At 70.9% G+C, this 10683-nt stretch carries 8 protein-coding genes; 5 read left to right on the forward strand and 3 right to left on the reverse strand.

Annotated features, from left to right (window positions below; genetic code table 11):
• Positions 1–18 precede the first annotated feature (18 nt).
• Complete coding sequence (locus ACFWW9_RS15135; RefSeq protein WP_390376818.1) at positions 19–705, reverse strand: hypothetical protein; 687 nt, start codon at positions 703–705, stop codon at positions 19–21.
• A gap of 449 nt (positions 706–1154) precedes the next feature.
• Here ACFWW9_RS15135 and ACFWW9_RS15140 point away from each other — a divergent pair, with 449 nt between their 5' ends.
• On the forward strand, positions 1155–1568 hold the full coding sequence (locus tag ACFWW9_RS15140) for a DUF1801 domain-containing protein (protein WP_390376821.1): 414 nt from the start codon (positions 1155–1157) through the stop codon (positions 1566–1568).
• A 6-nt stretch (positions 1569–1574) separates the two neighbouring features.
• Here ACFWW9_RS15140 and ACFWW9_RS15145 read toward each other — a convergent pair whose 3' ends face one another.
• Positions 1575–2333 carry an MBL fold metallo-hydrolase gene (locus ACFWW9_RS15145; RefSeq protein ID WP_390376824.1) on the reverse strand — a complete coding sequence of 253 codons (759 nt, stop codon included), beginning with the start codon at positions 2331–2333 and terminating at the stop codon, positions 1575–1577.
• 66 nt (positions 2334–2399) lie between these two features.
• Here ACFWW9_RS15145 and ACFWW9_RS15150 point away from each other — a divergent pair, with 66 nt between their 5' ends.
• On the forward strand, positions 2400–3062 hold the full coding sequence (locus tag ACFWW9_RS15150; RefSeq protein ID WP_390376827.1) for a TetR/AcrR family transcriptional regulator: 663 nt from the start codon (positions 2400–2402) through the stop codon (positions 3060–3062).
• 83 nt (positions 3063–3145) lie between these two features.
• Here the strand turns inward: ACFWW9_RS15150 and ACFWW9_RS15155 are convergent, their stop codons facing one another.
• Positions 3146–6103 carry a hypothetical protein gene (locus ACFWW9_RS15155; protein ID WP_390376830.1) on the reverse strand — a complete coding sequence of 986 codons (2958 nt, stop codon included), beginning with the start codon at positions 6101–6103 and terminating at the stop codon, positions 3146–3148.
• A 496-nt stretch (positions 6104–6599) separates the two neighbouring features.
• Here ACFWW9_RS15155 and ACFWW9_RS15160 point away from each other — a divergent pair, with 496 nt between their 5' ends.
• From ACFWW9_RS15160 to ACFWW9_RS15170, 3 genes are all read left to right on the forward strand, one after another.
• Positions 6600–8819 (forward strand): CapA family protein, encoded by a 2220-nt coding sequence (locus ACFWW9_RS15160; protein WP_390376833.1) that lies wholly within the window; start codon positions 6600–6602, stop codon positions 8817–8819.
• Positions 8820–8822: 3 nt separating this feature from the next.
• Entirely contained in the window at positions 8823–9776 is a 954-nt protein-coding gene (locus ACFWW9_RS15165; protein ID WP_390376836.1) for a hypothetical protein, read from the forward strand.
• 64 nt (positions 9777–9840) lie between these two features.
• Positions 9841–10653 carry a hypothetical protein gene (locus ACFWW9_RS15170; protein WP_390376839.1) on the forward strand — a complete coding sequence of 271 codons (813 nt, stop codon included), beginning with the start codon at positions 9841–9843 and terminating at the stop codon, positions 10651–10653.
• Positions 10654–10683: the final 30 nt, after the last annotated feature.

Raw genomic sequence — 10683 nt, forward strand, 5'->3', positions numbered from 1 at the left:
GAACCGGCCTGACCGCCGCTACCCGACCGACCGGCGCCGAGCGGGGGCGGGCCGCGGCCGCCGCAGCGGCCGCACCGACCACCAGCGCTGCCGGGCGTCCGCCGTCCCGTCCTGCCCGCGCAGGTAGCCCGCCACCTCGCCGGGAGGCGAGAACTCCTCCACCACCAGGCGGGTCAACCGCTCGGTGACCAGGCCGACCGGCTCGTCGTCGAGCAGGAGCGTCGCGGTGCACTGCAACGACAACCGCTCGCCGGACTCGTCCTCGTGGAACACGATGGACCGCACGGTCTGGTCCGCCCGCCGGAACCTCGACCCGCAGAACTCCGCCAGCGCCACGCCGAGCGGGACGCGGGTGGAGTGCGTGACCTCCGGGTTGTCGGGGTGCGGGATGCCGCACTCCACCCGCACCGGCCTGGGGATCCGGTCCGGGATGATCAGGGCCTTCGTCAGGGCGAGGGTTCGGCCGCCGCGCGAGCTGCTGAGCATGCCCGTGCGTAACAGCCCGGTGGTGTGCGAGTGCCCTCGCAGGTCGATGTACTCCCGCCCGGTCAGGACGTGCCTGCGGGAGCCCAGCACGTGCATGGTCGGGGACTCCCCTCCGGTCCACCACGCCAACGCCACCGAGAGGCTGTGGGCGCCTTCCACCAGTTCGTGCAACTGGGCCAGGCGGCCGTCGAAGTTCTGGTCGATCAGATCGGTTCGCATCAGGTGGCCATCCCCACTGTCTCGAAAGGACTGATGAAGCCAGTCCCGCTACCCGCGCAAGTGCGCCTCCGCCAAGTGCTGTCCGATTCCTTTGGTAGGTAAGTGAAGTGTGACTCACGTTACGACAACCCGGACGGACTGTGACGACCAATTTCCGAACCACCCGAACGGCCGCCGGGCCGGTTGCTCTGTGCGAGTGCCGACTCGGCCGACCGGCCGTTCGGGCTTCGGATGCACCATCCGTGGCGGGTCCGGGACCGGCGAACGTCGCCTTGGGTCAGAGTGGTCTATTCCTTTCGACCCGGTTTCCACAAACGGTTTAAACACTTCCGCCGGAGTGTCCACACAGGACAACGCACCCCCGCCGCCCCGGCCACCGGATCGAGCCGGCACAGTTGTCGCGAGGTCGACTTCCGGGTGCTGGAACGGTTACGGCGAGGTGAATGGCCATGGCGAACGAGAACAAGACGACGGCGACCGACGGCGACGTGACCGCGTTCGTCGACGCGGTGGTCGACGACCAACGGCGATCGGACGCCCGGCTGCTCGTCGACCTCATGGCGGAGGTCACCGGGCACCCCGCCGTGCTGTGGGGCAGCGCGATCATCGGCTTCGGCTCCCGGCACTACCGCTACCCCTCCGGCCGCGAGGGCGACACCGTGGCGGTCGGCTTCTCCCCGCGCAAGGCCGAGACCGTGCTGTACCTGACCGGCGGCCTGGACGAGTACGCGGACCTGCTGCCCCACCTCGGGAAGCACAAGCTCGGCAAGAGCTGCCTCTACCTCAAGCGGGTCGACCAGGCCGACGCGGACACGTTGCGGGAGCTGATCGCCCGGTCCAACCGGCTGGCCGCCGAGGTCTGACCGGGGTCAGGTGGCCCCGAGCCTGCGAGCCGCCGCGGTGGCGGCGAGGACGTCCCCGGTGAGCGGGTCGCCGTGGCCGGGCAGGAGCACCGCGTCGGGGAAGGCGTCCAAGCGGTCGAGAGCGGCCAAGGCGGCGGCGCTGTCGTGGGTGAAGCCGCGGCACACCGTGCCCGGACCGCGGTGGCCGGTGGTGCTGTCGCGGGTGACCAGCGCGTCGCCGGTGAACAGCAGGCCGAGATCGGGGAACGCGTACGCGACACTGCCGAGGGTGTGACCCGGCACGGCGAGCGCGCGGGGACCGCCGGGCAGGTCGTCGAAGGTCCGGTCGCCGAGGAACGTCCGCGCGTGCGGGAACGCGGGCGCGGTGAAACCGCCGTGCCGGGCCAGGTGCAGCGGCGTGCCCAGCGCCGAGGGACGGCGGAGCAGGTAGGGCAGCAGCGACCGTTCCGGCTTGGCGTGGCGCAGGGCGCTGCGCGGCCCGTCGGCGAGGATCGGCGCGTCGAGCGCGTGGACCCACACCGCGGCGCCCGCCTCGTGCAGGGCGGTGACCAGGCCGGTGTGGTCCGGGTGCGCGTGGGTGAGCAGGACGGCCTTCACGTCGGCCAGCGTGTGCCCGGTGGAGGCGAGATGGGCCTGGAGCTGCCCGAGGTGGCCCGGCAGTCCGGCGTCGACGAGCACGAGGCCGTCGGGGTGGTGGACCAGGTAGAAGTTCACGGCGGTGTCGCCGAGGCGGTCGACGCCCGGTGCGACGCGGTGGACGGTCATGGCGCATCCCTCTGAGGTCATATTCAGTACGGATCACTGTACTGAAAATGACCCTACACTCGACCCGTGACCGACGGCAGCCGGACCTACGACACGCGCGGACGCCAGGCCGCCGCCGAGCGCAACCGGGCGGCCGTGGTCGACGCCTGCCGCCACCTGGTGCTGCGCGACGGCTACCGCGCCACCACCGTCAAGGCCGTCGCCCAGCGCGCGGGCGTGTCACCCGAACTGGTCTACAAGGTGTTCGGCGGCAAGAAGCAGGTGATGAAGGCGGTCTACGACGTCACCCTCGCCGGTGACCACGAGCCGACCGGCATGGCGGACCGCCCCGAACTCCGCGACGCGCTGGCCGCTGCCGACCTGGGCGAGGCGCTCACCCGGTACGCGGCCTTCGTGCTCGGCGTCCACCAGCGGCTCAGCGTGCTGACGACCGTGCTGGCCGAATCCGACCCGGACCTCGCCGACCTCGCCGCGACGGCCGACGCCGAACGTCTGACGGGCGTGACCGCGTTCGTGGACCACCTCGCCGACAAGGGCCTGCTGGCACCGGACGTCGACCTCGCCGAGTCCGCCGACGCGTGCTGGCTGCTGACGTCGTCCACGGTGTTCGTGCAGGCGACCCGGAGTCGCGAGTGGACGGACGACCGGTACCGGACCTGGCTGACGCGCATGCTGCACGGGAACCTGCCCGCCGCACGACCACGCCGCCGCCGCTCCCCCGCGACCTGAGGAGGGACCACGAGCCCTCGCCGGCCGAAACGCCGGTGAGCCGCCACCCGTTCGGGTAGCGGCTCACCGGGGTCGGGGGATGGTCAGGGGGTGATGGGAGCGTTCGTCACGCCCTTCTTCGCGGCGGTCGCCGTGTTGGAGGCGTAGACGACGTTCGGCTGCTTCGCGCACTGCGAGAGCGTCGTGATCTTGATGGCGTACTCGCCGGTGTTGCCGAGGTCGGACTTGTTGGCCCGCCAGGTGTTGCCGCAACCGCTGGGGAACTCGGTGGCGGCGTGGGTCTCGTAGCCGTTGGCGAACGTGCCCGGCTTGCTGAACGTGCCGGTGTTGTTCTCCAGCAGGTAGCCGCTGCCCTTCACGTCCACCCACGAGTCGCCGGAGTTCTGGCCGGTGATGCCGGTGCCGTTGAAGGTGTTGCCGCGGACGACCCCGTTGACGGTGCCCTCCTTGATGTCGATCAGCTCGGCGGTGACGTTCGGGCCCAGTTTGTTGTTCAGGACCTGGACGCGGTCGGACTTGTCCTTGCCGCCGCTGTTGCCGTGGCACTCCCAGTTCGAGTTGGCCGACCCGATGTAGACGCCCTCGCCGTAGCCCTTCTGGACCAGGCCGGTGTCCGTGACGGTCGAGTTGCGGATGACGCTGTCGGCGGAGGACTTGCGGAAGTGCACGCCCTCCTCGTCCACGTGGTGCACGCGGACGCCGTCGATCACCGTGTGGTGGGAGTTGTCGGCGACGATGCCCTTCTTGGACTCCGCGACGGTGAAGCCGGTGAGGTTCCAGTAGGGCGCGTTGAACAGCCACAGGCCGTAGCCCGAGTCCCAGCCCGCGGTCGGGACCGGGCAGTCCGGCGCGTCGCCCGACGGGCCGTCGTTGATCAGGACCGCGCCCGCCGGGCCGGTCAGGGTGATCGGGCTGGAGGCCGTCCCCGCCTTCTGCGCGACGAACGAGCCGCGGTAGGTGCCCGCCGCCAGCTTGATCGTCTGGCCGGGAGCCGCGTTGGCGAGTGCGGTCTTGAGCTGCGCCGCGGTCGAGACGTCGACGGTCGCGGCCGGAGCGGCGGCCGCCTGGTTGGCGAAGTTCACCGTCTCGGCGGACACCGCCGAGCGGGCACCGGGCACGGTCTTGAGGAACAGCGACTTCGCCGTGTCGGTCTTGGTCGCGTCCACGCCGTGGCCGTTGGTGAAGTCCTTCTGCTCGTTCTTCGCCCAGTCGGTGATGGGCGTGCCGCCGACGTCCAGGTGCTGGTAGCCGGTGCCGTTCCAGCCGAACTGGTAGATCCGCTGGTGGTCGGCGTAGTAGTCGCCGTACGCGCCGCCGGGTGCGGTCTGCTTGGTCATGGTGTTGTTGAAGAAGACGTTGCGGGGACCGGACGCGCCGGACCACTTGACGGCCTTCTTGCCCGCGCCCCACCAGATCGGGAACCAGTTCGAGTCGTCGGGGCCGCCGCCGCCCTCCTCACCGCAGTTGGAGAGGCAGTTGGCGGACCGGTGCTCGTACGGGACCTTGCTGGTGTTCAGCTCGATCAGGTTGTTGCGCTCCCAGCCGCCGTGCAGGTTGATGTCGGAGTCGAAGTCGTTGCCGATCGCGACGTTGCCCGACGCGGACCACTGGAACGTGAAGTGGCGCAGGTTGCGGGAGGTGTTGCCGACGTACAGGGAGTCCCACACGCGGGAGCCGCGGAAGTAGCCGTTGCCGCCCTTGCCCTTGTTCCACGAGCCGTCCAGCTCGTTGTTGACGAACTGGAGGTTCTTCGCCTCCTCGGTGACGAACGGGTGCGACCCGGTCATCTCGGTTTTGACGCCGCGGACGAACGCGTTGACCGCCCACTTGAACACGATGCCGTGCATCTCGCCCGCGGGGTCCATGTTGCCGTAGTTGTGCACGGCCTGGTTGCGGTCGAGGCCCGGCTCGTCCTGGGTGATGGCGAAGTTCTCGAAGCCGACGCCGAGCACCGGGTCGACGAGCGGGGCGGCCTTGGAGTCGTAGGTCGCGCCGTCGATGGCCTTGGAACCGTCCGAAACGGACGTCACCGGGACGTCGTACTCCAGCGGCTTGTCCACCGTGATGGTGCGCTGCGAGGTGTTGACCGCCTTGATCGTGAAGATCTGCTGCCGCATGTGCATGTTCAGCAGCGGGAACTCGGTCCCGGTCGCCTTCTGCTGCTCGTAGAACTTCGTGGAGTTCGCCGCGCGGATGTTGACGTACCCGCCGACCTTGAGGTTGGTCAGGGAGCCGCTGGACGCCAGGTACACCACGGTGTCACCGGTGCGCGCCGCGAAACCCTTGTCGTTGGGCTTGTCGCGCAGCTTCACGCCCGCCTTCCAGTGCACGTTCACCGTGCCCTCGAAGATGTCCTTGCGGTTGGCGGGAGCCGCCGCGTAGTCGCTGGCGTAGCTCGGGTCCACGCCGCGCGACTGGACCCGGAACAGGCCGCGGCCCGGCCACAGCCAGCCGCCCTTGCCCGCGCCCGAGGTCATGCCGTCCTCGTCCCAGTCCGAGCCGTCCTCGGTGATGGCGTCGTACTTGGTGTTCGCGTCCGGCCGGTACACGATCTTGGTGGAGGTCATGCCCGCGCCGCGGATGATCAGGTAGTCCGCGTCGGCGTGCAGCTCGCGCGACACGTTCAGGGTGCCCGCGGGCAACGTGATCAGGCTCAGCTTGTCGTAGTTCGCCGACGGCGAGCACGACTTGCCGATCGCATCGATCGCGGCCTGGAGGCCGGTGGTGTCGTCGACGTTGTCGTTGGGCGTCACCTTGTACGTGGTCTTGAGCTTGTCCGGGGTGATGTTGCAGGTCGCGCTGGTGTTGATGCTGCCCGCACCGGGCAGGTCGGCGCCGCCGCGGTACCCGGCCTTGCTCCAGTCGTACAGGCCCGCGACCGGCGCGCGCCGGTTGCCAGCCGAGGTGTCCACAGTGGTGAGTGCGCCCGATCCGGGCGCGGCCGTTGCGACCTGGCTCGTCAGCGGGAGGGCCACCGCGACGAGTGCCGCGGTGGCCGTGATGCCCAGGGCACACGTCCGCCATGACTGCTTGCGTGACATTCGGAACCTTTCGGGAGAGGCGGTTGCGACGGATTTCGACAAGCCGCAACTGCGGCAGGGGTTCTCTCTCCGGCGTCTGCCGTGCGTGGGCGCTCGGCAGCGCCGTCAGGGCGCGGTGCAGCCGCCCGACAGGGGGTGTCGCGGGTCGTGTGGTCTGCTCGGACCTGAGCCCGTCGCCGGGCTCGCGATGTGCGATCGACCGCCGCCACAGAGGCCGAAGCCACTGGTCACAGGGTTTTTCTCATGATCCCCTCGCTCGATGAGATCGGGCGCTTCGCTGGCGGCGAGTGGTTCGAGAGTCGCACACGGTCCGCGATCGGGTCAATACGTTAGGAAACTTTACTTACTTATTCCAGGAGACCGGCGGCGTTCGTAAAGATTCCTAACGAACTGCTGGACACCGTCCTCGCGGATGGGTTACAACGGAAGGGCAGTGCTCGCCGCCGCAGCGCACTGGAATCGTCCGTCGACAGGTCCGACCGGGTGGAGCGCAGCGGTGGGGAACACGAAGGCACTCGGCGGGCTCGCACTGGCCGTCTCCCTCTCGGCAGCGGTGCTGTGGACCGGTTTCGACGGCTCCCCCCAGCCCGCCGCCGACACCGCGCCGACCGCCTCGGTGACGGTCACCGACGAGAGCGGCGCGCCGATCGCGGCCACCGTGACCACCGGCGGCACCACCCTCCACGGCGTCGGCCCCGTCCGCGTGCCGCTGGGCTCCGGACCCGCCCTCGCGGTCGTCTCCGCGCCCGGCTTCCTCGCCGAACCGGTGCCGCTCGGGCTGGAGGACGTCGGCCGGACCGTGCCCGTGCGACTGCTGTCCGACCACGGCGGGAAGCGCTTCGTCCTGCACTCCGCAGGGGACGTCATGTTCGGCCGCCGCTACCAGGACGCCCCCGCGCTGGTCCCCCGCGACGACGCGGCGCGCGGCGCGGACCACGTCGTCGACGCCGTCGCGCCCGCGTTCCGGCTGGGCGACCTGCGCACGGTCAACCTCGAAACCGTCCTCAGCGCCGCTCCCCCGGAGACGGCGTATCCGGGGAAGCGCTTCATCCTCCAGTCGCCGCCCGCCGCGACCGAGGGCCTGAAGCGGTTGGGCGTCGACGTGCCGTCGCTGGCCAACAACCACACGCGCGACTTCCAGGACGCCGGGCTGGCCGACACGACGAGGGCGTTGACCGCGGCGGGCTTCCCGATCGTCGGGCTCGCCGACAGCGACCGACCGCAGCCCGCCTTCCACACCCGGATCCGCGGCAACGAGGTCACGATGTTGGCCTACACCAGCGTGGACGGCAGCTTCGTCAACAACAGCCACCCCCACGACGACACCGCCCGGCACTGGGGCTTCGACCCGCTGGTGCCCGACGCCGCCCGGACGATCGGCGACGCGTGGCGGTTGTTCCAGAAGCTCGAACCGACCCTCACCGACGCGGGCCCGGTGTGGACCTCGCTCACGCGGGTCTACCCCGAACTCCAGGACTGGGTGGCGGGCCGCGGGCACAGCGGCGCGGCTCCGTGGAACCCGACGACGTCACCGGCCGAGATCGCCGCCGCCAAACGCGGGCTCACCGTCGTGCAGCTGCACTCCGGGTTCCAGTTCCAGACCGCCTCCGCGAAGTCGACGCGGGAGATGGCGCGCGCCGCGATCGACGCGGGCGCGGACATCGTCATCGGTCACCACCCGCACGTCCTCCAGGGCCTGGAGTGGTACAAGGGCCACCTGATCGCCTACAGCACGGGGAACCTCGTCTTCGACCAGGACTTCCTCGCGACCTTCTCCAGCGCCTTCCTGCGCACGGTGTGGGAGGGCACCCGGCTCGTCGAGGCGCGGCTCGTGCCGGTGGAGATCGACGGCTACCGGCCCGCGGTCTCCACCGGCACCGCCGCCCGGCGCACGGTGAACGGCGTGTGGGCCGCGAGCCTGCTCGACGCGCAGACGCAGCGGGCGAGCGACCGGAGCGTCGTGACGACGCCGCTGACGCGGGACGCGGACTCGCGCCCGGCCCACTTCCGGTTCGAGCACGGCACAGCGCGGATCAGCGCCGACGCGCCGCCGGAACGCCTGGTGCCGGTCACCGTCCCGGCGCACGGCGACGCGCGGATCCCGTTCGACGGGCTGGTGCGCCCGGCCCCCGACGGGCCGCCGGGCCTGCTGGTCGGCCGAGACCTGTTCGGCTGGGGGCACTTCGACGACGACACCGCCGACGGCGTCGCGAGCGGGGCGACGCACTGGCCCGCGAGCGCCGTCCCGAACGTCGTCGGCGGCGGCACTCTCGGCGAGACCGGTCACCTGCGGTTGAGCGACGAGCTGACGCACCCGGTCGCGCGCGTCACCCTGCACCGGTCGCCCGGCTACAGCGTGCGAGCCAAGGTCCGGGTGTCGCCGGGAGCAGCGCCGGTGCTGCGGGTCGCGTCCTACCGCTTCGACGACAGCGATCCCACCGAAGACCCGGACTCCCGGCTCCTGCGCACCGTCGACCGCACGATCGCGGTGCCCGCCGACGGCGGCTGGCACGAGGTCTCCTTCGACCTCTCCCCCGCCGACCTGGACGCCGACGCGAACATGGCGCTGCTGTACGCCGGTGCCGGGGCCGCCGATCTCGACGACCTGGAGTTCGTCGAGTGGCGTCCGGCCGACGGCGAGTGGGGTCCCTACGACCACGTCCGCAACCCCGGCGACACCCCGGCGAACGCCGTCTTCCACGGCCTGGAGAACTGAGCCATGAAACCCCTGCTGCCACTGGCGATCGCGGCGTTCACCGTCCTCTTCGGACTGCCGGCGCACGCCACCGCCGTGTACCACTACGAGCGGGCGGAGGGCCCGGCACGAACGCTCGTCGTGGACGCGGCCGGGGCCACGGTCGCGACACTGACCGACGGCGCTCGGACCGCGGTCTTTCGCGGTCCCACCAGGACGTTCGACGAACCCGCAGCGACCACCGCCACCGTGACGACCCGTGACCGGGTCCTGCTCGCGCCGCGGCCGTGGCACGCGGGCGGCGAGACCGACGGCGACCTCCGGGCGTGGCTCGCGAACACGCTGGCGGGCAGCGCCCCCGACCGCGGCCCCGACGTGCTGGACATCGCGATGCAGTACCGCCGCGACACCCCGGACCTGGTCAACGCCAACGGGATCCGCTACGCGGGCCGGGCGTTCTTCGGGCCGGTCGTCGCGGGCGAGCGGATCACCGGCTCCGACTTCGTCGACTACCTCGGCGTGCCGTGGACCTACGACGACGGCGTCACGCAGGAACCCGACCCGCTGCACCAGGATTCCCTGGATTGCAGCGGGTTCCTGCGGATGGTGTTCGGGTACCGGTCGGGCTACCCGGTCGGTCGGACGCCGGGGCCGGGCGTGCTGCCCCGCACGGTGTCGGACTTCGCGACCGCGGGCCCCGGCACGGTGGTCGTCCCCGATACGGGCACCGCGCCGTCCACCGCGCAGCTCGCCACGCTGCTGCCGGGCGACGTGCTGCTGTTCGACCTGGACCCCGAGGACGGTCCGCTGCTCGACCACTCCGGCCTCTACCTCGGCCTCGACTCGGCGGGCCAACCGCGGTTCATCTCCAGCCGCAAGGTGCACAACGCCCCGACCATGGGCGACCGGAACGGCTCGTCGGTGCTCACCGGGTCCGGCGTGTTCGCCCGCGTCCTCCGGGAAGTTCGCAGGCTCTGACCTGGCTTTTATTTTCTGTTATGCCAATTGACACAAGTCGCGAGCGACGGCTACCGTCCTCCCCGTGGATGGAGCACGCGGACGGGGCAGGCCCCGCAAGGACCCGTCGGCCCTGGCGCGGTGGACCCCTCCCGAGGGGTGGTCGCGGCTGGTCGCCTGGATCTCCCCGGAGGAGAAGAAGGCGCTCAAGCACGTGGCCGTCGAGGCCGACGTCGCGGTCGCGGACCTGGTCCGCGCGCTGGCGGGCGGGCTGGTCAGCGGCGCCATCACCCACGAGGAACTCATCGGGCACGTCGTGAAAGGGAAACAGGTCATGGAGAAGATCCCCACGCTCTTCGAACGCGACGAGCGCTTCCACGTCGTCGACCGACCGCGCGCCGAGTGCGCGTGGGTGTTCGACGGCGCTGGCGTGGGGACGGAGAAGCTCGACGGCACCAACACCCGGCTGACCGTGCGCTCGGGCCACCTGGTCCGCGTCGAGAAGCGGCGCAACCCGAGCAAGGCGCAGAAGCAGCAGGGCATCGTGGACGGCTGGTACGTCGACACCGACGCCGAGTCCGCCGAGGACAAGTGGATCCTCGCGGCGGCGGGCAACACCGACGTGTCCGGCTGGCCGGACGGCGAGCACCCGTGCGAGGCGCTCGGCCCCCGCGTCCAGGGCAACCCCCTGGGCCTGGAGGAGCACCGGTGCGTCCCGTTCAACCGCGAGGCGCCGACCCTGCCCGAGGTGCCCCGCAGCTACCACGGGCTCCAGGACTTCCTGGCCACCCTGGACAGCCGCTTCTCCCCCGGCCACCTCGCCGAGGGCATCGTCTTCCACCACCCGGACGGCCGTCGGGCCAAGATCAAGCGCAAGGACTTCCCGCGCACGGCGTAGCGGGTCGGTGCCCTGGGGTGGTTCAGGGCA

The sequence above is a fragment of the Umezawaea sp. NPDC059074 genome (assembly GCF_042738955.1).
Classification (GTDB): Bacteria; Actinomycetota; Actinomycetes; order Mycobacteriales; family Pseudonocardiaceae; genus Umezawaea.

Excerpts from the sequence above, each read along its gene's own strand:
- ACFWW9_RS15155 (WP_390376830.1), bottom strand. The coding sequence starts at position 6,103 with ATGTCACGCAAGCAGTCATGGCGGACGTGTGCCCTGGGCATCACGGCC.
- ACFWW9_RS15140 (WP_390376821.1), top strand. The coding sequence starts at position 1,155 with ATGGCGAACGAGAACAAGACGACGGCGACCGACGGCGACGTGACCGCG.
- ACFWW9_RS15165 (WP_390376836.1), top strand. The coding sequence starts at position 8,823 with ATGAAACCCCTGCTGCCACTGGCGATCGCGGCGTTCACCGTCCTCTTC.
- ACFWW9_RS15145 (WP_390376824.1), bottom strand. The coding sequence starts at position 2,333 with ATGACCGTCCACCGCGTCGCACCGGGCGTCGACCGCCTCGGCGACACC.
- ACFWW9_RS15135 (WP_390376818.1), bottom strand. The coding sequence starts at position 705 with ATGCGAACCGATCTGATCGACCAGAACTTCGACGGCCGCCTGGCCCAG.